This is a genomic window from Nocardia citri, from assembly GCF_054065835.1.
In genome coordinates this window covers 41,231-67,015 of the sequence record NZ_JBSUQM010000012.1, presented here as the reverse complement: position 1 = coordinate 67,015, position 25,785 = coordinate 41,231, and the positions used below count along the sequence as shown (strand labels likewise).

2 protein-coding genes are annotated in these 25,785 nt (G+C 66.3%); both read right to left on the bottom strand.

What is annotated here, in order from left to right; translation table 11 throughout:
• Positions 1–135: 135 nt before the first annotated feature.
• Complete coding sequence (locus tag ACW2Q0_RS18285; RefSeq protein ID WP_457191643.1) at positions 136–927, bottom strand: FkbM family methyltransferase; 792 nt, start codon at positions 925–927, stop codon at positions 136–138.
• The gene (locus ACW2Q0_RS18280) at positions 921–25,352 is read right to left on the bottom strand and encodes a non-ribosomal peptide synthase/polyketide synthase (RefSeq protein WP_457191641.1); all 24,432 of its coding nucleotides are present in this window, start codon (positions 25,350–25,352) and stop codon (positions 921–923) included. Before ACW2Q0_RS18280 ends, ACW2Q0_RS18285 begins: the two co-directional genes overlap by 7 nt.
• Positions 25,353–25,785: the final 433 nt, after the last annotated feature.

Here is a 25,785-nt window from a genome sequence, read left to right as displayed (position 1 = left end):
GTTGTCCAATTGATTCCGATACCTGCGGCACGTTGTGGTGAGATCAATTCACCTCAGCACAACCACCCGAGATCAACCCGAAGTCCCGTCGAAATGGCGACAGTCGAAACTGCGCCGGCACCGATCCGGCTACCGTCAGTTGGTCGGTGCGGGCCTGACAGCAAATACTTCGTGCATTTCGGTTCCGATCAAACGCGGGTCCTGCTGAGTCTGCACGGACATGTCCTGCCGACCGAGCAGCTCGCAAACTTCTCGCAGGCGGCCGTCTCGATCATGGACTTCGGCGACGACAGCGTGGATACGACGCCAGTCCGCTTCGGCGATGCCACGCAAGACATCCAATTCGGCACGTTCGACATCGACTTTGAGCAACCCGATCTCGCTGTGGCGACAGTGTTCGTCCAGTATCGCCGAAACGGTGGTGACCGGGACCTCCAGTGCTACGCCGTCGTGCAGGCCGGTGGTGATGAGCGCGATGGCCTTGTCGTCCAAGCCGCAGTTGCGCAGATAGATCTTGGTGGCTTCGTCATCCGCCTCGCGATCGGCGAAGAAACCGGAGTTCGCCGATGCGCGCGGATACCAAGTGAACGGCAGCGTGCCCGGTGTGGCACCGACCGCGATCTGCAGGGGTATACCGTCCGGAACATGCGCTGCGATATTGCGGTCCAGGCAGCGGAAGGTCATCGGCACGGGCTCGACCGCGATGACCCGAATGCCGGGACAGGTGTCGGCGAACATCATCGCGCTGAGTCCGATGTTGGCGCCGATGTCGAGTGCGACGTCTCCAGGGCAAAGGCACGCGGCGGCACGCCGGTAGAACCCGCGCGGCGCGGTCGTCTCACCCCACAGCATTCGGGCCTCGGCCGGGCTCGTGCAGGTCACCGTTCTGCCGTCGTCGAGACGCAGTTGTTGCAAAGTGGTCAGCATTGTTCCATGAACCTTTCGAGGACAGGGCCGACGATGGCCAGCGCATGCGGATGGCTCAACTCGAGATGGCGGGCGTCGACGACGACGTTGTGAATGTCGCCGCTGACATAGGGCCGCCACGTGTGCGCGAGGGCGGCGTGGTCCGCGTGGTCTTTTCCGGCGGTGAAGAAGACCAGGTCGCCATCGAAGACATTCGGGCGATAGCCGGCGGAGATATCGCTCGCGGTTCGGAAGCTCTCCATCACCCGATCCGTCTGTTCGGCGGTGAACAGTCCAGTTGCGACCACCTGGTCCCGGATGACGTTCCACGCTTGTTCGTGGCTGGTCGCCTGGAGCTCGTCGCCGAGGTCGAACAGTTCCCGCCAGCCGCCGAGCAGATCGGACATCAGCTGTCCCGGTGCGGGCTGACCTGCCGGGAAGGCGGTTGATTGCGATGGTGCACCTGCCGCGCTGTCGAGCACCGCCACGATGCCGACCCGATCACCGTCGCGCTGTAGCTGTACCGCCATAGCGTGCGCGATCTGTCCGCCCAACGACCAGCCGAGCAGGTGATACGGACCCGTGGGCTGCACTCGGCGAATCTCGGCCGCATAGCGTGCGGCGAGCTCGTCGACGGACTCCGCACGCGGTTCGCCGGACACGACGTGCGGATCCTGTAACCCGTACACCGGCCGATGCGGATGCAGATGCTCGATGATGCCGCCGTAGAACCACGCCAGACCGCCCGCCGGGTGCACGGCGAAGACCGCCGACTCGGATCCGCTCGCGCGCAGCGCCAGCAGCACCTTCAGACCGGAGTCGCCTTCCGAGTCATCGGCCCTGCGCGCAAGCGTCTGCGGAGTCGCATCCTCGAACATCCAGGGCAATTCGATGCTCACACCACGAGTCCGCAACTCTGTTACCGCCATGGTGGCCAGCAGTGAGTTGCCCCCCAGGTCGAAGAATCCGTCGATCACCCCGACTCGCGGTGTTCCCAAGACTTGCGCGAACACATCGCTGATCGCGTTCTCGGTACGAGTCCGCGGTGCGACGAACCGATGTACCGCTGCGTCGAAATCGGGAGCGGGCAATGCTTTTCGATCCAGCTTTCCGTTGATGGTCAACGGCAGATCGGGCAGGACCATGACCACCGAGGGCACCATATAATTCGTCAGCACCTCAGCGGCGGCCGCCCGGACCTGGCCCGGATCGATCCGCTGCCCGTCGATACCGACGACGTAACCGATCAGCTGATCGATGTCGCGTTCGTGGCGGTGCACCGCCACAGCGGCCCGCGACACCGACGGATGCCGTAGCAGCGCCGACTCCACCTCGCCCAGCTCGATCCGATACCCGCGCAACTGAATTTGTGCTTCACCCCGGCCGGCGTAGGTCAACTCCAGCCCGCCGGTGCTCTTGCGCCAGCGGCCGAGATCGCCCGTCCGATACAATCGGCCGCCGATCGGATCGTATGGGTTCGCCACGAAGCGCCCCGCTGTCAACGCCGGAGCCCGCAGGTAACCGCGCACGAGTTGTCCGCCGGCGATATAGATCTCGCCGCGGACACCGATCGGTACCGGCTGCAGCCGGTCGTCGAGCACATATCCTCGTAGCCCCGGCAGCGGTGATCCTATCCGAGCTGCGCTCGGGTCATCGACCTCGGCGAATGTCACATGCACGGTGGTCTCGGTGATCCCGTACATGTTGATCAATTGTGGCGATCCGGGTTCATGCGCGGCGAACCAGCTGGTCAACCGCGCCGCATCCAATGCCTCGCCACCGAAGACCACGTACCGGAGCGCGAGATCGCCGCAGCGGCAGCCGGATTCGCGATATCGCCGCTCCGCATCGACGAATCCGTAGAAGGCAGAAGGGGTTTGACTCAACACCGTGACGCGCTCGCGCGCCGCCAGTTCCACCAATGCCTCCGGCGACCGTGAACTGTTGTGGTCGACGACGACCAGCCTGCCTCCGCTCAGCAGGGCGCCCCACATTTCCCATACCGCGAAATCGAAAGCGTACGAATGGAACATCGTCCACACGTCGTCGGGGTGGAAGTCGAACCGTTCGGCGGCGTGGGTCAATAGTGTGACGACTTCGCGATGGCTGACAGCCACTCCCTTCGGAGTGCCGGTCGACCCGGACGTATAGATCACATAGGCGAGATTGTCCGGTCGCGCCGTCGAGGGCACCGGACAGTCCCGGACTTCGGCCCAGGATTCTTCGATCAGTACCGTTGGTGCCACGTATCCTGGTACGTCGGTTGCCATTTCGGCCGAGGTCAACACCGCGGCCGGACGTGCGTCGTCGAGGATGAAACGCAATCGCTGCGGCGGGTTCGCCGTATCCAGCGGCAGATATCCGGCGCCTGCGCGCACGACCGCGAGCAGGCCCACGACCAAGTCGACCGAACGCGACAACGCCACTGCCACCAGGGTTTCCGGCCCGACACCGTGCTCGGTGAGGCGAACGGCGAGCTGGGTGGCGCGCTGATCCAACTCCGCGTAGGTCAGCTGCGACATACCGTCGGTCACCGCGACCGCATCCGGCTGCGTCGCGGCGCGAGCGGTGAACAGCTCGGGCAGGGTCACATCCGCGACCGCGATGCCGTCGACTCCGGCAGCTTCCAGCACTTCGCACCGCTGGTCGGGATCTACGATATCGATGTCGCCCACGGCGACAGTCGGATCCACGGTCGCTTGTTCGAGGATCCGGGTAAACGCGTGTGCGAACCGAGTCATCGTCTGCTCGATGTACAGATCGGTGGCGAAGGTCAGCCGTCCGACCATGCCGCCCGGACGGCCCTCTGCATCGAACCGTTCGACGAGTTTGACGTTCAGATCCGCGCGGGCCTGGTCGAAGCCGTTCTCGATCGGTTCGACAGTGAGCCCCGCCAGCTCCAACGCGGCCGCGCTGAGATCCTGGACGTCGAGCGTCACCTGGTAGAGGGGCATGTGAGCGGTCGACCGCTGCGGATTGAGCGCCTCCACGACCTGCTCGAAGGGCACATCGGCATGGGCGAATGCGGCGAGATCCGTTTCGCGGGTGGCAGCCAGCAGATCGACGAACGGCTGCCCCGCCGACACCCGCGACCGCAACACCAGCGTGTTGACGAACATGCCGATCAGTTCGTCGAGTTCGCGGTCGCCGCGGCCGGCCACCGGGGTGCCGATCGCGATATCGTCGACATCGGCCAGCCTGGACAGCAGCACGGTCAAGGCTGCGTGCAAAACCATGAACACCGTCGCGTTGGCCGCACGGGCAAGGGCATTGATGCGGGCGTGCAATTCGGTGGACAGCTCGAAATCAACCGCCCGGCCACGCATGGACGGCACCGGCGGTCGGGGCAGGTCGGTCGGCAGCTCGAGCAGTTCGGGCAGCCCGGTGAGGCTGTCGATCCAGAATCGCAGCTGCCGGGAGACGAGTGAGTCCGGATCGTGTTCGTCGCCGAGAACTTCGCGCTGCCACAGTGCGTAGTCGGCGTACTGCACCGGCAGGGGCGGCCAGTTCGGTTGTGTCCCTTGTTTACTCGCTTCGTAGGCCATCGCCATGTCCCGCGCGAGCGGCATCATCGACTGTCCGTCGGCGCAGATGTGATGCACGCAGAGCACCAGCAAGTGATCACGGTCGCCGAGAGCGAACAATTCGGCTCGCACCGGAGGTGCTTGGGTCACATCGAATCCCGTGGAGACCACTGCCGCCGCCTGCTCCAGCACATGTTGTTCGTCGACCCGGATCGGAGCCAAAGCCGGTGCCACCTCGTCGACGCCGACCATGACCTGACAGGGCATCCCGTTGATCATCGGGAACTTGGTTCGCAGCGACTCGTGCCGGTCGATGACCAGCTCGCACGCGTACCGCAGCGCATCGATATCGAGCTCGCCCCGCAGCCGGATCACCAGCGGAATGTTGTACGCGCCGACGGATGAGTCGAATTGATTGAGGAACCACATCCGCTGCTGCGCTGGGGACAGCGGTACCAGAGCTGGACGGGCGCGCGTTGTCGGCGGCATGGCGACGTTCCGGCCGGCGGTAGCGAGATGCGCGGCCAGTTCGGCGACTGTCGGGGCGTCGAACAGGTCTTGAATGCCGACGCTCACCCCGAGTGCCGTGCGCAATCGCGCGACCACCCGCGTCGCCGACAGCGAATTACCGCCGAGCTCGAAGAAGCTGTCCGCGGCGCCCACTGCGCCGACGCTCAAGACGTCACCGAAAACGTCCGCGACATGCTGTTCGGCGTCGGTACTCGGGGCGACCCACTCCCGCTCGCGCGGGAATTCCGGCGCGGGTAGTGCCGCCCGATCCAGCTTGCCGGTCGCGGTCAGCGGCAGCTCTGCCAGCGGCATCAGCACTTCGGGCACCATGTGCGCGGGCAGATGACGTCGAGCAGCCGCCTTGACCTCGCTCGGATCGATGCGCCCGTCCCCGACCAGATAGCCGACGAGCCGGTCGGTGCCGCGCTCGTCGGTGCGCACCACGACCACCGCGTGATCGACACCGGGATGCTGCATGAGCACGGCTTCGATTTCACCGAGTTCGATGCGTTGACCGCGGATCTTGACCTGGAAATCACGGCGGCCGAGGTACTCCACGGCGTGGTGCGGGGTCCAGCGGACACGATCGCCGGTGCGGTACATGCGCGACCCTGCCGCGCCGAAGGGGTTCGCCACGAAGGCACCCGCCGTGGCCGCCGGCCGGTTCACATACCCGCGCGCCAGCTGGATGCCCGCGAGGTACAACTCCCCCACCACCCCGACCGGTACCGGTCGCAACCACGGATCGAGCACCACTGCCTCGAGGCCACGAATCGGTCCGCCGATCGTCACCATATCGCCGGGGTGCAGCGAACCGCTGATCCCGGCCAGAATCGTGGCCTCGGTCGGTCCGTACCCGTTCAGCAGCCGTCTGCCCGGTGCCCACACCGAGACCAGTTCCGGTGTCACGGCCTCGCCGCCGGCCATCAGCACTTGCAACGAATCCATACCAGCCGGCGACATGGTGGCCAGCACGCTCGGGGTGAGGAAGGCATGCGATACCCGTTGCGCCCGAATCAATTCCGCCAGCTCGTCGCCGGCGAATCCATCCGGTGCCGCCACCACCAGCAATGCCCCGTTCGTATGGGCCAGCAATACTTCGAGGACCATTACATCGAAACCGGGACCGGCCGCCTGCAGCACGCGCGAACCGGTGTCGACGCCGAAGCGCTCACGCACTACCGCGGAGAAATTCGCCAGCCCCTCGTGGGTGACCATGACGCCCTTCGGGATTCCGGTCGACCCCGAGGTGTAGGTCACGTACACCGCATCCCGGATCTGTGGCGTACGCAGGCGATCGGCATCGGTGACGGCGGCCGCCGACTGCGTCCCGATAGCGGTATCGGTATCCGGATCGTCGAGGACCAGCGCGCATACCGCGTCAGGAAGCAGATCCCGCGACGCCTCGACAGTGAGCGCGACCTGCACACCGGAGTCCGCCATCATATGCGCCACGCGCTCGGCCGGATTGCGCGGATCGATCGGCACGAACGCCGCACCCGTCTTGGCCGTCGCCCACAGGCCGAGCACGAACTCCGCCGATCGTGCCATCGCCAGCGCGACGTGGTCGCCGGAGCCGACACCGCATTCGATCAACTGCCGCGCCAGCTGGTTCGACCGCGCGTCCAACTCAGCGTAGGACATCTTGCGCTGCCCCGAAAGCAGGGCTGCGGCAATGGGATTCACGTCCACGCCAGCGGCGAGCAACTCCGCGAGCAGTTGCGGCGACGCGGCACTGCCTCCGGTGGCGGGCACCAATTCGCGCCGATCGGCCGTGGACAGTAAATCGACGGAATCGAGCCGCGCGTGCGAATCAGTCGTGATCGCGCGCAGCACGATGCCGAGCCGGGCAGCGAGACCGGACGCCGTTTCGTCGTCGATGCGGTCGGGCTGGTAGCGCAGCCGGACGTGCAGTCGGTCGGTGTGGTGCGCCTGCACGGTGATCGGGTAATGCGCGGCGTCGCGACCCTGCGCCGCGGCCACCCGCATACCATCGATGTCAGCGTCGCCCAATCCGCTGCTGTCGACCGGGTAGGACTCGAACACGACCAGCGTGTCGAACAGGGACACCGCGTCCGCGGCCGCCAGGATCTGCGGTAGTTCGAGGTAGTGGTGGTCGAGCAGACGGGCGTTGTCGGCCTGCAATCGAGCCAGCGCGTCTTCGATGGTCCGGTCTGGGCGCACTTCGACGACGACCGGAATCGTATTGATGAAAAGACCGATCATCGACTCGACTCCGGGCACGTCGGCCGGACGGCCGGACACCGTGCTGCCGAACACCACACGGTCGCCGCCGAGCAGGTTGCTCAATACCACAGCCCAGGCGAACTGGACGATCGTCGCCATCGTCACCGCGTGTGTTCGGGCGAAATCCACCAACTCGGCCGTCACGTCGCGATCGAGAACGACCTGCAGATCGATCGGGATGGTCGCGGCCGTGTCGGTGTGCCGATCGGCGACCAGCGTGGGCTCGGTGACACCGCGCAGCGCGGCCCGCCACACCTCGACGCTTCTGGTACGGTCGCGCCGGTCCAGCCATTCCAGGTAATCGCGGTAGGGCACCGCGTCGGGCAGCAACTGTGGCTGTGCGTCCACCGCGTATAGACCGATCAGTTCACGCCACAGCAACGGCAGTGACCAGCCGTCGAGTAAGAGGTGATGGGCGGTCAGTATCAGCCGGAAATCTTGCGGCCCCACCGTAGCGATCACGAACCGCAGCAGCGGCGGATCAGCCGGATCGAACCCGGTCGCCCGCTCGGCGTCGATCACCTCCTGCAGGCTCGATGTGCTGTCGGACAGCGTGACGCTGCGCCACGGGATGGCGGTATCGGCCGGAATCACCTGTACCGGAACGCCTTCGGCGGTTCGAGTGAACGCGGCCCGCAAGTTGCAATGCCGTGCGAGCAGGGCCCGCCCGGCGCGCGCGAGGCGGTGCTCGTCGACCGTGCCCGACAGCGTGAGCACCGACTGCGCGATGTAGACGTCGAGGCGGCCCGCCGCGACCTCGGCGTGGAACAGCAGCCCCGCCTGCAGCGATGCCAACGGCCACACCTCGCTCAATCGCCCGTACCGGTCGGCGAACTCCGCCAGCTCGCGCTGGGTGAGCTCGACGAGCGGAACGTCTGCCGGACTCAGTCCCCAGTCCTGGTTCGCGACAGCGGCGATCGCGGTCAGGGCGTCGACCCATTCCTCGACGAGTTCGGCTACGTCGTCGTGGTCGAGCAACCGTGAGGCGTAGCCGATGTACGCCGACAGCTCAGGTCCGGCCGCCGCGTCGACGATGTTGACGTCGATCGTGAGGACTGCCGCCGCCGGCATATCCGGATCGAATGCCGCCCGTCGGTCGAAAGGTTCGTTGGTCGGAACCCACGCCAGGTCCGTCAGTGTCGTGAGATCAACGCCGGATCGGCCGAGGTTGTTGATACTGATCTGCGGCTCCGGCAGTGCCGCGAGCCGCTCGGAGGTCTCGGTATTCAGATAGCGCAGCAGGCCGTAACCGATTCCCTTGTCCGGGATAGCGCGCAGCTGGTCTTTCACGGATCTCACCGCCGCGCGCACATCAGTGGGATCGACACCACTCAGGTCCAGCGCCACCGGATACCGAGTAGTGAACCAGCCGACGGTTCGGGAAATATCCGCGCCCTCGGCGATCTGCTCCTCGCGACCGTGCCCCTCCAGCAGGACCTTCATGCCCGCATGCGCAATGCCACGCCGCCGCCGCCAGCGAGTCAGGGCCACGGTCAGAGCGGCCAGCAACGCATCGTCGACGCTGCCGCGCACGGCTTCGGGCACCTCGTCGAGCAACGCCGAGGTCACGTCGGTCGGGAGCGACACCGTGAGCTCACGCACGGTCGACTGGGTGTCCAGCGCAGGATCCGAAGCCGCACATCCGAGCAACGGATCCGGTGCCGAACAGATCCGATGCCACAGCTCGAATTCGCCGGCACGCGCTGTCGCGGCGGCGATCGACGCCGCCGACCAGCGACGCATCGAGGTGCCCGGCTCGGCCAACTCGACCGGCCGCCCCTCGGTGATCTGCTGCCACGCGGTCATGAAGTCGGGCAGCAGAATCCGCCACGACACCGCATCGACTGCCAGGTGATGGATCACGATGAGGGCACGCGCCTGCGCGTCGACGCCCATTTCGGGCAGCAGACACACGACGTGCACCATCCTGCCCGCCGCCGGGTCGAGCCGGTCGAACGCCGCGGTGGACGCTGCCTGCGCCACGGCGGCGAAACCGGCACTGCCTGGCGCCTCGTCGGCGCCGAAGGTCCGCACAGATACCGAGCCGGCGGTATCGGCGCTCGATGCCGGCACCTCCCAGCGTCGGGCGTCGAGCCGCGAGCGCAGGACATGGTGGTGTTCGACGATCGCCCGCACGGTCGAGCGCACGTCGTCGACGCGCACATCACGCGGCAAGCGCACCAGCATCGACTGTGCGAACCGGGCCGGTGCCCCGAGTCGCTCGACGAACCAGGACACGATCGGCGTGAAAGCGATCTCGCCCACAGCACCGCCGGGCAGCTCCGCGAGTGGCGCCCGCGCGGCGGCCTGCGCCACCTGTGCGAGTCCGCGAACTGTCTTGCGCTCGAAGATGTCTCGAGCCGTCACACCGATGCCGGCGGACTTCAGTCGCGAGGCCAACTGGATCGACATGATGGAATCGCCGCCGAGCGCGAAGAAGGAGGTGGTCGCACCTACGGTCGCGACGCCCAGGACATCCGCGAAGGCGGCGGCGATGGCCCGTTCCCGTTCGGTCGATGCCGCGGCGGCATCGTCCTGGGTGGTCTCGAAGACGGGCTCCGGCAACGCTTCTCGATCCACCTTACCGGTCGAGGTGAGCGGCAGGTGCTCGAGCGCCGTGATCGTCGCCGGCACCATGTGAGCGGGCAAAACATCCGCCACGTGCTCGAGTACCGCGCTCGGATCGGCAACCGCTTCGGCTTTGGCCGTGATGTAGGCGGCGAGCACCGGTTGCCCGCCGGGCCCCCTACGACTCACCGTGACCGCCGTGGCGACCGCCGGATGCGTGAGCAGCGCGCCGTCGATCTCGCCCAGCTCGACACGCTGGCCCCGAATCTTGATCTGGAAATCGAGGCGGCCGATGTATTGCAGCGTGCCCTGCGTGGTCCAACGGACGATGTCACCGGTGCGATACATCCGCGTACCCTGCGCACCGTAGGGGTTCGCCACGAACGAACTTGCCGTTGTCGCAGGGCGATTCAGATAGCCGCGCGCCAGCGCGGTCCCCGAGAAGTACAGCTCTCCCGCTACGCCGATCGGCACCGGCCGCAGCCGCGCGTCGAGCACCACCGCCTGCGCACCGCGGATCGGTCCACCGATCGTGAGCACTTCGCCCGGTTGCACCGGGTCGCTGATCGTGATCACCATCGTCGTCTCGGTCGGACCGTAGATATGGTGCAATCGCCGCCCGGCCGCCCAGGCGGCAATCAGATCCTCGCCCACCTTTTCGCCGCCGACCGCCAGCATCCGCACCGAATCCACTTCAGCCGGGGACATCGTCGCCAGCACACTCGGTGTCAGAAACGCATGCGTCACCTGATGCGCTCGGATCAGCGCGGCCAGGTCCGCGCCGCCGAGAACTTCCGGCGGCGAGACCACCAGCGCCGCGCCGGCGGCGTGCGCCATCAACGCTTCGAGCAGGACCGCGTCGAAGGCGGGTGCCGCAGCTTGCAGCACGCGCGAGGTGCTGTCCACCCGGTAGCGCTCGCGTTGTTCGGCCGCGAAGGCCGCCAGCCCCTCGTGGGTAACCACCACGCCCTTCGGGGTCCCGGTCGAACCCGAGGTGTAGATCAGGTATGCCGCATCCCGATTCCGGAGTGCGCGTGGGCGGTTCGCGTCCGCGACGGCGTGGCCGGGACATGCCGCGATGTCGGCGGCCGTGCGCGGGTCGTCGAGCACCAGCCAGCGCACGCCGTCCGGTAGCGATGTACGTGCCGGCGCGACCGTGATGCCGACTTCGGCACCGGAGTCGTGTAGCAGATAGGCGATCCGTTCCGGCGGATAGCGCAGATCCACGGGCACGAAGGTGGCGCCGGTCTTCGTGATCGCCCACATGGCGACGTGATAGTCGGCCGATCGTGGCACGGCCAGCGCGGTGCACATTCCTGGCCCCGCACCCCAGGAAAGCAGCTGCGCCGCAAGCTGATTGGCACGGTGGTCGAGTTCGATGTACGTAAGGATCCGAGTGCCGTCGATCAGGGCGATCGCCGAGGGGGTGATTGCCACGGCAGAGGCCAGCAGATCGGGAAGCAGGCGTGGCGCGGGTGCGTCGCCGCCGCGCGCCGGGACCAGTCGTTCGGCCTCCTCGGCGCCGATCTGCGGGAGGTCGCCCAACGGCCGCGTCGGATCGCAGACCACTGCATCGAGTACGCGGATGAATCGCTCGGCCAGCGACGTCGCCGTCGACTCGACGAAAATATCTGTGGCATAAATGATTTCGCCCTCGATACCGGCAGGTTGATCCCCGTCGAGGCGTTCGGTCAGCAACAGCGTGAGGTCTGTTTTGGCCTGGGCGATACCGGGATCGAGCAGTTCGACATCGACATCCGGCAGCTGGAACCCGGCCACCGGGGTGTTCTGCAACCCGAACAGCACCTGATAGAGCGGCGTATACGCCGTCGACCGGTGCCGGTCGAGCAGATCGACCAGTCGTTCGTACGGCAGGTCCGCGTGCGCGAGCGCCTCGAGGTCGACACCGCGCACCCGCGCGACGAACTCCCGGAACGACATGTCGTCGCGGATCGACGTGCGCAGCACCACGGTGTTCACGAACATGCCGACGAGATCATCCAGCGCCGGGATGCCGCGACCCGCTACGGGCGTGCCGACCGATACGTCGTCGGTGTGCGCGGTGCGCGCCAAGACGATCGCCAGTGCGGAATGCAGCACGACGAATACGGTCACGCCCTCTCGACGGGCCAGCCGCACGACCTCGTCGTGTAGCCGCTGCGGTATGTCGAAGCGAACACTGCCACCGACCATCGACATGGTCGCCGGCCGAGGTCGATCGGTCGGCAGGTCGAGCAGTTCCGGGGCGCCATCGAGAACATCGGTCCAGTGGGCGATCTGCCGCGCGATCACCGACGGGGGATCGTCCTCGGCGCCGAGCATCTCCCGCTGCCACAGCGCATAGTCGCTGTACTGGACTTGCAGCGGTTTCCATTGCGGCGCTTGGTCTTTCACTCGCGCTCGGTGGGCGGCGAACACGTCGCGAGCCAGCGGCGCCATCGACGAGCCGTCGGCGGCGATGTGATGGACGACCAGCACCAGAATATGTTCGTCAGGGCCGCGGCGATACAGCCGCGCCCGCACGGGCACCGCTGCCGAGACGTCGAAGCCGGTCTCGAAGCAGTGCCGGATCCGTTCACCCAGCACGATCTCGTCCGCGACCGGCTCCGCGTCCAGTGCCAGGCCATCGATTACCGGCGCCACATCCAGCACAACCTGACATGGTTCGCCACCGACCGTGGGATACACCGTCCGCAGTGGCTCGTGCCGGGCCACCACGTCCTCGAGCGCCGCACGTAGCGCGTCGATGTCCAGTGCGCCGGTCAACCGGGCCGCGAAGCCGATGTTGTAGGCCGCCGAGGCGGTATCGAACTGGTTGATGAACCACAACCGTCGTTGCGCCGCCGCCAGCGGGATCGTCGTCGGGCGCGGCCGGAGCGTGAGCGGTATCAGCGACGTCGGCGAGCGCTGCGCCAGGGATGCCGCCAATCCGGCGATCGTCGGCTCCTCGAAGATATCGCGGATACCGACCTGGACACCGAGCGCCGCCTCGGCGCGCGCGGCGATCCGGGCAGCCGAGAGCGAGTCGACACCGATCTCGAACAGGTTCGCTCGCACGCTCACCCAGTCGCTGCCCGTGATTGTGGCGACGATATCGGCCAGTGCCGCTTCGCGTTCGGTGCGCGCCGGGACGAATTCCTCGTCGTCGTCGAACGTCGGTTGCGGCAACGCGGCCCGGTCGAGCTTGCCGTTCGGGGTGAGCGGCAGCTGCGCGAGCACCTCGACGTGGGCCGGAACCAGATACGATGGCAGCGTGCGAGCGAGCTGGTCACGAATCGCGCGACCATCGGTCACCGCTGGCGACGCGAGCGTCACGTAGGCGACGATTCGCTGCGAGGTCGCGACAGCAACAGCACGAGCAACTTCGGGTATCGCGCACGCCGCGGCTTCGATGTCCCCCGGCTCCACCCGCTGACCGCGGACCTTCACCTGGAAATCGCTGCGGCCCAGAAAATCCAGCTCTCCGGTTCTCGTCCACCGCACCAGGTCACCGGTGCGATACAGCCGCTGCCCCGGCACGCCGAACGGATCCGCGAGGAAGGCCGTGCACGTGAGGTCGGCGCGCCCGTGATAACCGCGGGCCAACTGCACACCCGAGACATACAGATCGCCGACGACACCGACCGGCACCGGTTGCAGTCGCTTGTCGAGCACGTAGACCCGCATGCCGGATATTGGCGCGCCGATCGGAACCGTCGCCGGGGTCGTCGTACCGGGCAGGCAGCGCGCGGCGGTGACTACCTCCGCCTCGGCCGGGCCGTACCAGTTCACCACCTCTGCCTCGGTGAACACGCGCACCGCGGCGTCGACGGTGTGCTGCGCCAGCGCCTCGCCAGCGACGAATATCCGCCGGATCGAGGACAATTCGATATCACCGACGGTTTCGAGGAGAACGTCGAGCATCGACGGGACGAAGTGCACGGTGCTGACGTTCCGGCTCGCGATGACCTGCGCGAGGTAGGCCGGGTCACGGTGCCCGTCGGGATCGGCAATCACGAGGTGCGCGCCGATTTGCAACGGCCAGAACAACTCCCACACGGCGATGTCGAAAGTGATCGGAGTCTTGTGCAGCACCGAGTCGGCCGCGGTGTGCGGCCACCGCTGCTGTGCCCATGCCAGCTGACTCATCGTCGCGGCATGGGTCAGAGCCACTCCCTTGGGAACACCGGTGGAGCCGGAGGTGAACAGGACGTAGGCCACGTTGTCCGGCCGCAGCGGTGCACACCGTTGCATATCTGTGACCGGGGCACCGGACAGCCCGGCCAGATCCAGCCGATCGACGCGAACGGAGGTGAATCCTTCGGGCAGTTCGTCGCTGTCCGCTGATGTCGTGAGCACCATCACTGGTCGCGCCGCACCCAGCACAGCGGCGATTCGCTCGCTCGGTTGATTCGGGTCGATCGGCAGGAACGCGGCACCCGCCTCGAGCACCGCATATAGCGCCGTCACGAGGTCTATCGAGCGCCGAATGGCAACGGCCACAACGGTTTCCGTCCTCGCATCACGAGATATGAGCCACCTGGCCAGTCGATTGACACCGGCGGCGAAATCCCGGTAGGTCAGCGCGCCGCCGTCCGAAAGCCGAATCGCCGCAGCATCCGGGCTGCGTTCCACCTGTTCATCGAAGGCGTCCACCAGAGTTCGGCCCGCTGCTAGCGGGTCGCCGGTGTCATTGCAACGGTCGAGCACCCACTGCCGCTCGGTGGCATCGAGTAGATCGACCTCACCGATCGGCACATCGGCGTCGGTCGCGACGCCATCGAGCAGGCGAACGAACCGGTCGGCGAAACGCTGTGCGGAGTCCGCGTCGAACAGATCGGTGGCGTAGGTCAGGCGCAGCGTCATGCCGATCGGCTCGTTGTCCGGCCCGTGGTCCTCGGTCATCATGAGCAGCAGGTCGTAGATCGCGGCACTGTCGCCCGGATCGATGGTCTCGACGGTGAGCCCCGGCAGTTCCACGCGCGCCCGCACCATGTTCTGGTAAGCGAGCATGACTTGGAACAGTGGCGTGTGCGCTGTCGACCGTGCCGGATTCAGCGTTTCCACCAGCTGCTCGAAGGGCACGGTGGCATGGTCGAAGGCCTCGATATCGCTGTGCCGCACCACATCCAGCAGGCTGGTGAACGTCTGACCGAGCGCGACGCGGGTACGCAGGACCAAGGTGTTGACGAACATCCCGACCAGACGGTCCAGCGCCCGGTGGCCGCGACCCGCGTGTGGTATGCCGATGGCGACGTCATCGCTGCCCGACAGCCGTGACAGCAGCACGGCGAGTGCCGCATGCACCACCATGAAGGTCGTCGCGCGGGCTCGGTGGGCCAGCGACTCCACCCGGCTGTGCACCTGCGCCGGAATCCGGACGTGGATCACCGCGCCCCGGTGGCTCTGCTCGACCGGGCGTGGCCGGTCGGTAGGCAGCTCGAGCAGTTCGGGTATGTCCGCGAGTCGGGTTCGCCAGTAAGCGATATCGCGAGACACGGGCGAATCGGGGTCGGTCGGCGAGCCCAGTACCTCGCGCTGCCACAGGGTGTAATCGGCGAATTGGATGGTGAGCGGCGCCCAGTCCGGCAGGTTTCCGGCGGCCCGAGCCCGATAGGCCGTTACGATATCGGCCGCCAGCGGCGTCACCGAATAACCGTCACAGCTGATGTGATGTACTGCCACCGCGACCACCCACGCTCGGTCCGACAGCTGGTACAGCGTGACCCGCACCGGCACACCCTTCGACACGTCGAATCCGGTGTTCGAGAACGCGGCCAGCCGACGTGCCAGCTCGCACTCATCGATCCGCTGCGGGCTGAGGTCCCAGCCCGCGACGACATCGGCCGCGTCCAGCACCACCTGTGTGGGCGTGCCGTCGACCGCCGGGTATACGGTGCGCAAGCTCTCGTGCCGCTCGACGACATCGCCGACGGCGGCCGCGAGCGCATCCACATCGAGCACTCCGTCGAGGCGAAGCGCAAGCGGCACAATGTATCCCGGCGAATCTGGATCGAACTGGTCGAGGAACCACATCCGGGTCTGCGCAGTCGACAGCGGCAGACGGTCCGGTCTCGGCTTCGCCGTCGGGGCGGGCAGACCGGGCACCCCCCGCAGGTGCGCAACGCGCTCGGCCAACTCGGCGACAGTCGGCGCCTCGAATATCATTCGCACCGGTACGGTCGCGCCGACCGTACCGCCGATCCGGCTCAGCGCGCGCGTGGCGACCAGCGAATTCCCGCCGAGGTCGAAGAAGTCGTCGTCCGCGCCGACCGTCGGCACACCGAGCAGCTCGGCGAAAACCTCGGCGATGACCTGCTCCACAAGCCCTCGCGGCGCCCGGTATTCCGCGTGGTCGTTCCCGTCCGGAACAGGCAAAGCCCGATAGTCGACCTTGCCATTTGCCGTGAGCGGGACCGCGTCGATCCGAACGATCGCGGACGGCACCATATAGGCCGGCAGTCGCTCCAGCAGTAGACGTCGAATCTGCTTGGTGTCCAATGTTTCCGGAGCGACCACGTAGGCGACCAAGCGTTGCTCGTCGCGGCCGGAATACACTCGCGCAACCGCGGCGGTTACCTGTGCGTGCGTGAGCAGAGCTGCCTCGATGTCACCCAATTCGATCCGGAGCCCGCGAATCTTCACCTGATCATCGGCACGGCGGACATAGTGCAGGGTGCCGGTCTTGTCCCGGCGAACAAGGTCACCGGTGCGGTACAGGCGAGATCCGTGCGCGCCGTCGAGCGGGTCGGCGATGAACGCCACCGCTGTCAGATCGCGACGTTGATGGTATCCGCGGGCCAACTGGATGCCGCCCAGATACAGCTCACCGGTCACCCCCACTGGAACGGGGTGCAGTCGCGAATCCAGCACGTGCACGATGACATTCGGCTCGGGAACCCCGATCGGCACCGCCGGGCCCTCGAGCCCGTCGATGCGATACGCGGTCACGCTGACCGCGGCCTCCGTCGGTCCGTACAGGTTGTCGATACGCGCGTCGCTCAGGTCCCGGAAACGGCGGACAGTTTCGACCGGCAGCGCCTCGCCGATGCACAGCACCCGCCGCAGGTCCGGGAACCGGCGCCCATCGGCCGTCTCATGGAACACCGAGAGCAAGGAGGGTACGAAATTCGCTGTCGTAATACGGTGTTCGGCTATCAATCGGGCCACCGCATCCGGATCGCCGCTCCCGTTGGGGCCCGCGACAACCAACTGCGCACCACATGACAAGGGGCAGAACAACTCCCAGACCGATAGGTCGAAGGTGACCGGTGTTCGCAACAGCATGACGTCGTCGCCGAGTCGGTAGTGCTCGCGCATCCACCGGAGTTGATTGACCACCGCGATATGCGGTACCGCCACACCCTTCGGTACCCCGGTCGAACCGGAGGTATAGATGACATACGCCAGGTTCGCGGGATGCAGCGGCTCGAGCCGATCGGCGTCCGTCACCGGCGACGCATCCCGGTATTCGGCATCGAGTTCCGCGAGCGCCCATACCGGAATATCGTCGGGCAGATTCGCGTCGTCGAGCCGACGGGTGAGCACCGCGCGCGGCCGCGCGGCGGCGAGGACGGTGCTCACGCGATCGAGCGGGTTGTCCGGATCCAGGGGTAGGTAGGCCCCGCCGGCCGCGTGGATCGCATACAGTGTGGCCAGCAGGTCGATGGAGCGGCGCATCGACACGGCCACAACAGTTTCGGGGCCGACTCCGCGTCCGATCAACGAACGCGCCAGCGAATTCACCCGTGCCGCGAACTCTCGATAGCTGAGTCGCGTGCCGTCTTCGGAGTCGAGCACGGCCGTGCTGTCCGGGGTCGCCGCGGCCTGTGCGGCGAACAGGTCCGTGATCGTCGCAGACGCCGGCGTCGTCGTCGCGGTTTCGCGCCTGTCCCGCTCGCGCACCTCATGCGCGGTCAGCAGCTCGATGTCTCCGACCGCGCGGGCCGGATCGGCGACTATCGCACGCAGCAGCAGCACGAATCGGTCGATCGTCGAAATGATCGTTGCTTCGTCGAAAAGATCTGTAGCGTAGTTGAATTCGACTGCCATGGTGCCGGGTTCATCGTCGCGCTCCGCGGTGTCGACCAGATTCAGATGCAGATCGTATTTGGCCACGCTCGCGTCGGCGGTCCGGGCCGATACCGTCAGGCCCTCGAATCGCACCGTGGGAATCTCGATGTTGTGGAACGAGAAACCCACCTGCGTCAACGGCGCGTGTGCCGCCGTGCGTGGCGGATTCAGCACTTCGACGAGGCGCTCGAACGGGATGTCGGCGTGGTCGAAGGCGGCCAGGTCGACAGCCCGGACCTGTTCGAGGATGTCGAGGAAGGATGCGCCGGGTTCGATGTGCGTCCGCAGCACCAGGGTGTTGACGAACATTCCGACCAGGCGCTCGAGCCCGGGTTCGCCGCGCCCGGCGATGGGCGTGCCGACAGCGATGTCACTGGTTCCCGAAAGCCTGGCCAGCAGTGTCGCATACGCCGCATGCAGCACCATGAATACCGTCGCGTTGCGGCGGCGGGCCAGGGCGATCAGGTCACGACCGAGGTCGGCGGGCAGCGCCGCCGATACCGTCGCACCACGGAACGATTGCCGCGCCGCGCGCGGACGGTCGGTGGGCAGATCGAGCACTTCGGGCAGATCGGCCAGCGCAGCCCGCCAATATTCGATCTGGGTGGCGGCCGGGGAGTTCGGGTCGTCCTCGGTGCCCAGCCATTTCTGTTGCCACAGAGCGTAATCCGCGTACTGCACCGGCAACGGCGACCACTGCGGTGCCGCTGACCGGATTCGCGCGTTGTAGGCGGTCATCAGGTCCGCGGCCAGCGGCGCGAGCGAGGATCCGTCGAAGCTGATGTGATGGACGACCAGGACCAGGGTGTGTTGATCGGACGCACTGCGCAGCAACGTGATTCGGAAAGGAACCTCGCGGGTGACATCGAATCCGACCGCGGCAGCCGCGGCGATGTGCGCCTCGACGTCCGCGGCCGTCACCTCGATCGGCGCCAGTGGGGGTAGTACCGCCTGTGCCGGCACGATCAACTGATGCAGTCCGCTGTCGCTGTCCGGATAAATAGTCCGGAGAGCTTCGTGCCGGTCGAGCACATCGGCGATCGTCGCGTGCATGGCCGCGACGTCGAAGGGACCAGACAAGTCCACGACCAGGGCGATGTTGTACAGCGCCGAGCCCGTGTCGAACTGGTTGAGAAACCACATGCGGGCCTGGGCGGGCGACAGCGGGATCCGCGCCGGGCGCTCCTGGGGCATCAACGGTTCCCGTCCGGGTGCGTCGATGGCCCGCAGCTCCTGCGCGAATGCCGCGATGGTCGGCGCGTCGAATACGGTGTGCAGCGGAATTTCGACACCGAGCACAGCGCTCACCCGCGCGGCCACGCGGGTCGCCGACAGCGAGTTGCCGCCGAGATCGAAGAAGTTGTCGAGGACGCCCACACGATCGATGCCCAGAACAGCACCGCACGCATCGGCGACAATCTGCTCGACCGCGTCGCGTGGCGCGACGAACTCGGTGGTCCCGGCGGCGAACACCGGTGCCGGCAACCCGGCACGATCTATCTTGCCCACCGCCGTCAGCGGTAGCGTGTCCAGCACCGTCACCGCATCCGGCACCATATGCAACGGCAGGCGGCGGGCGGCGTAGGACATCAGTTCCGCCACGTCGACGGCATCATCGGTCGCCGGTGTGACATAGGCGGCAAGCCTGGGTCCGCTCTCGGTCGCAACGCTGACCGTCACCACGGCCGCAACCGCTGGATGCTCGGCGAGGACGGCTTCGATTTCGCCGAGTTCGATGCGCTGGCCGCGGATCTTCACCTGGAAGTCGGTGCGCCCGACGTATTCGAGGGTGTGCTCGGGTGTCCACCGCGCCAGGTCGCCCGTGCGGTACATCCGTGCCCCCGCCGCACCGAAGGGATCGGCCACGAATGCCGACGCGGTGTCCTGCGGTCGGTCGAGGTATCCGCGGGCGAGATGGATACCGCAGATGTACAACTGTCCTGTCACTGCGACCGGTACCGGCCGCAGATTCGCGTCCAATACCAGGGCTTCGACACCGCGGATCGGGCCACCGATCGTGACTCGGGCGCCGCGGTACAGGGGATCACTGATCGCGACCATCATCGTGGTCTCGGTGGGTCCGTACCCGTTGAACAACCGACGCCCGGGACTCCACACCGCGACCGTTTCCGCGGACACCGCCTCTCCACCGGCGACCAATACCTGTAATGAATCCATATCGGTGGGCGACATCGTCGCCAGCACGCTCGGCGTGATGAACGCATGCGAAACCTGTTGCTTGCGAATCAATTCCGTCAACCGATCGCCGGCGAAAACATCTGGCGGCGACACCACCAAGGCCGCACCGTTCGGGTGCGCCATCAGCAACTCCAGCACCACCGCATCGAAGCCCGGAGCCGCCACCTGCAACACCCGCGCGGATCTGTCGATCCGATAGCGTTCACGTTGTTCGGCGGCGAAATTCGCCAAGCCCTCGTGCGTCACAGTGACGCCCTTCGGCTCACCCGTCGACCCCGAGGTGTACACCACGTACGCCGCGTTCGAGGCACGGCAGGCGCGGATCCGATCCGCTGGCGTCACCGCGGCCAGGGATCGCTCCGCGATGCGGACCGCGGTGCCCGGATCGTCGAGAACCAACCGCTCGACCGCGGATGGGAGCAGGCCCTGGGTTGCTTGCACCGTCAATGCCACCCGAACATCGGCGACCATGAGTGCGACTCGCTCGGCCGGATGCCGCGGATCCACCGGGACGAATGCCGCACCCGCCTTCGCCACCGCCCACATCCCCACCACGAGTTCCACCGACCGCGCCATCACCAGCGCGACCTGATCATCCGGGCCCGTCTCGCACTCGATCAGCAACCGGGCCAGCTGATTCGACCAGGCATCCAACTGTCCGTACGACACCGTGCGTTCGCCCGACACGATCGCCACGGCATCCGGCTCCCGGACCGTCAGCAACTCCGCCAGCACCCGTGGTGCCTCGGCGCCACCGCCCGACGCGGGCACCAACGCGGCTCGCTCGGTCCTCGACAGCACATCGACAGCACCCACTCGCTGCCGCGGATTCGACACGACCGACTCGAGGATCCGATTCAGCCGCGCGGCGAATTCCTCGATCGTGCCCCGATCGAAAAGTTCGGTCGCGTAGTTGATCCGTAGTGCGAGATCACTTGCCGCCCTGGTGCTCTCGGCGACGGTGACAATGATGTCGGCCTTCGCCGGTTGCGGTCCCGGATCCAGGATCTCAGCGGCGAGTTCGGACAATTCCAGGACCGGGCGGTCCATGTTGTCGAAGGCGAGGTACACCGGACACAGCGGCTCGTGCGCCGCCGACGGCATCGGATCAACCGCCTCGACCACGCGTTCGTACGGCACGTCGCTGTGGGCGAAAGCTTCGACATCGATATCTTTGACTCGCGCCAGGAACTCCGTGAACGATTCGTCGTCGCGCACCCGGGTGCGCAATGGCACCGTATTGACGAACATGCCGATCAGCGGCTCCAGCGCGCGCTCGCCGCGGCCGGCGACCGGCGACGCGATGGTGACGTCGGCCGAATCCGATAGCCGGGCGAGCAGAACGGCCAACGCGGCATGAACGACCATGAAGGTCGTGACGTTCGCCGTGCGCGCCACTCGTTCTATCCCGGCGCACGTCTCGGCGGGGAGCACGGTGTCGACGATGTCTGCGAGCGTGGACCGGCGAGTCGGCGTCCGACGGTCGGCGGGGAGTTCCATCAGCCGAGTCATATCCGCCAATTGCGTTGTCCAGTAACGTAATTGGCGCGCCGCGAGCGAGTCCGGATCGTTTTCGTCGCCGAGCACATCGCGATGCCAGATGCTGTAGTCGGCGTACTGCACGCTCAGTGGCCGCCAATCCGGGGCGTATCCCTGCGACCTCGCCCGATAGGCCGCGGCGAAATCGGCCGCGAGCGGTACCAGCGACGATCCGTCGCAGCAAATGTGGTGCAGGACGACGACCAAGACGTGTCTGCGCTGGTCGGTGGATGCGAGCAATGCGACCCGGATCGGTGGACGTCGACCGATATCGGTCCCGGTCGCGGTCAGCTCGCGGATCCGGTTGTCGAAATCGTCGGGACGGGTGAGCTGCGGGGTCGCATCGAGATCGGCAGCGACTTGCTCGGCCGACAGGATCACCTGCGTCCCTTGACCGTTCACGGCCGGATATACGGTTCGCAGGGATTCATGCCGTTCGAGCACGTCGGTCAGCGCCGAGCGCAGTGCCGAGGTGTCGAGGTGTCCGGTCAGCTGCAGCACGAGCGGAATGTTGTACGCCGCCGATTCGGGGTCGACCTGATTGATCAACCAGATCCGGTTCTGCGCGGGCGCGAGCGCAATGGGCTCGACGCGTGGCCGCGCCCGCAGCGCGGGACGGCTGGAGTGGCGACCGGCTTCGATATAGGCTGCGAGTTCGGCAGCGGTCTGCTTGCCGAACACCTCGCGCACCGATACCTCGCACCGGGTCAGCTCGGCGATTCGTACAGAAGCGCTGGTGGCGGTGAGCGAATTGCCGCCCAGGTCGAAGAAGTTGTCCAGCACGCCGACCTTCGTAGTGCCGAGAACCTCGGCGAAGACGTCGGCGATGGTCTCCTCGACCGCGGTGCGCGGCGCCACGTACGCCCCGGCCGAACCGACGGTCGGCTCGGGCAACGCCCGATAATCGACTTTGCCGTTGACGGTCAGCGGCAACGCCGGCAATACGACGATGTGGGCCGGGACCATGTATTCCGGCAGCATCGACCCCACATGCGCGCGCAGCACCTCGGGCTCGCAGGCCGCGTCGTCGGCGGGCACGACGTAGGCGATCAGCCGCGCCGCTTCGGTACCCGGCAGGTGCACGATGACGACCGCCGTCGAGACCGCACTGTGGCTCACCAGCGCACTGCGGATCTCGTCCAGCTCGATCCGGAACCCGCGCAGCTGCACCTGCTGATCGGCGCGCCCGCGATATTCCAACTCACCCTTGGCATTTCGTCGAGCGACGTCGCCGCTGCGATAGAGACGCCGGCCCGGTTCGCCGAACGGGTCGGCGACGAAGCGTCCCGCGGTCAACCCGGGGCGGCCGAGGTAGCCGCGGGCGAGTTGGGATCCCGCGACATAGATCTGACCCCAGGCTCCCAGCGGTGCCGGACGCAATCGTTCGTCGAGGATGTAGATGCGCAAGCCGGGCAGCGGTGGGCCGATCGTGCTAGGTGCGCCGGGCACGGCGATGTCGGGTGTCAACCGCAGATAGGTGACGAAGACGGTGGTTTCGGTGATGCCGTAGCTGTTGGCGAGCACGGGCAGGTTCGGATTATGTTCGTACCAGTCCGACAAACCCGCGGGATCGAGAGCTTCGCCCGAGAGAACGCCCAGACGCAAGGAAACTTCACCATCGGGCTCCCCCGCCTGCGCATATCGCTGTCGCGCGGCCGCGAATTGATGGAATGCCGAGGGGGTCTGGCTGAAGACGCTCACGTTCTCGCGCGCCACCAGGCGCACGACGTCGTCCGGCGAACGCGTGGTAGGGCCGTCCACCACGACCACCCGGCCGCCGGTAACCAGTGCACCGAAGATCTCCCATACCGAATAGTCGAATGCGAACGAATGGAACAACGTCCACACATCGCCGGCGCGGACTCCGAATTCGGTACACGCATTCGTCAGGTAGGTGGCGACCGCGCGATGAGTGATCGGCACGCCCTTCGGCCGTCCCGTGGATCCGGAGGTGTAGATGACGTAGGCGATGTTGTCACCACGCAGCGGGCGGGTACGTTCCGCATCGGTGATCGGACGAGCGGTCTCCATACCCGAGTCGTCGTCGAACAGCACCACGGGGCCGGCATCGCCGGGCAGCTGATCGCGCATGCTCCGGACCGTCACCACAGCGATCGGATCGGCGTCGTTCAGCACGAAGTCGAGTCGATCGAGCGGGTGCGCGAGGTCCAGCGGCAGATACCCGGCGCCCGACTTCAGCACCGCCAGAGCGACGATGATCAGATCGGCATCGCGTGGCATCGCGATGGCCACCAGCGACTCCGGCCCAGCGCCGAGAGCGATGAGCTTGCGGGCGAACCGGTTCGAGCGCTCGTCGAGCTCACGGTAGGTGAGGGCGGTCGTACCAGAGGTGACGGCCACCGTCGACGGAGTGGACGCGGCCTGTCGCATCAGCAGATCGACGAGCGTCGCAGAGATCGCCACGCCGTCGCGGCCGGCGAGGTCGCCCAGCATGCGCCGCTCCTCGACGGGATCGACGAGCGGTATGTCGACCAGGCGGGTGTCGACAGGCGAATCCATCATGCGGTGCAGGAAATCGACGAATCGACCGGCGTGGACGTCGAGTTCGTCCTGGCTGTACAGGTTGGCGTTGCCGTGCAATTCGATCAGCAGCGGCGCGTCGGCCCCGGAGCGATACATATTCAGCTGCAGGTCATCCAGGGCCCCGGAGGTCAGTGCGCGGTAGCGGCCGATCGCCGAACCGAGCCGAATCTCGGAATCGAAGAACAAGATATTGACGATCGGACCGAACGAAGTCGCGGCCGCGTCCAACGCGTTGGACTCGCGACGCAGATCCTCGAACCGGTAGAGCTGATGCCGCATCGCCAGGACGAGTTCGGACACCGAGGCGCGAATCAACCCTTCCACGGTGGTCGTCGCGTCCACGGCGAATCGGATCGGCACCATATTCGCCAACATCGCGGCGGCGTTGCGCAAGGGTCTCGTCACACGTCCCGTCACCGGCAGCGATAAGACAACGTCGTCGGTGTCTGTCACGCGGGCGAGAAACGCGGCGAACGCGGCCACCATCACTTGCGCGGGCGACGCGTGCAGATCGTCGGCGAAACGGTCGAGCATGGCAGTCAACCGCGACGGCAACGTCCGACCAGCGAAGCGGTCGTCTTCGCTCCACTTGGCAGTACGACCGGACAGACTCGGCGCCGACGGCAGATCGGCGACCTTGTCGAGCCAGTACGCCTTATCGGTGTCGAACCGGCGGCTCATGCGATATTCGCGCTCCGCCGCGATGATGTCGGCCAGCCGGGCCGCCGCCAGCCGGGTGGGCGGCCTGCCCTCGAGCAACGCGTTGTAGTGCTCGGCCACTCGGTGCACGGTGTTGAACGCGCCGAAGCCATCGATCACAAGATGATGGGCACGCGCGTACCACAAATACCGCTCTTCGCCGAGCCGGATAAGCCGCGTCGCGGCCAGCCGGTCCCGGGCCAGGTCAACAGCTTTGGTTTTGTAGTCACCGCGCATCCAATCCATCGCCGCCGCATACGGATCGTCTTCGGCGCTGAGATCCAGCAACGGCTCGTCGTACACAATGCTGCGGTCGACGAATTGGTATGGCTGTCCGCCGGATTCGACCACCCGGACAACAAGAGACTCGGTTTCGCGGCCGGCGTCGTTCACCGCCTTGGTGAACGCGCCGTACGCTATAGGCCCCTCGATCTCGACGTAGTGTGCGATATTGACGTTCGGGCCGTCGGGCAGATTGTCCGCGAGCCACATTCCGTATTGCGCCCTCGAAAGAGGAATCAGATCCGGATTTCGGTCGGCAGGCGTAGCTGAATTCGGACTCATGGTCTAACCCCTCCTCGAATTCCGGGCGCAGGAGCAGGTGCAACAAAGACCCGTTCTGTGCCCGGAATTTTCCCGTAGGCGCATTTCCATACCGATACAATTACATACGAAGCACTTCACCAACGTCGCAGCGATCTTCCATCCCCTGCTGCGGTCATGCGCCGGCCGAAGCGCATTACTTAGCGAATGGCCTGTCCCGACGTTTGTCGAGCACCTGTGCAAAAATTCGCCGTAACGGGAACGCGAAGATTTGCCGCCACAAGCGTGTAGACTTCCAGAAAACCCCTGCTCGCGGCGGTTCTATGGCGATCTTGCCGGATACACCGAGCTATGCACGATATGTCCGTATCGAAATGAGATCCGCGTTGTGCGGGTAGCTGATTCCTCGGTTCGGAATCGCACACCAAAGATGAGCCCGGTCCGGCCGGCTACC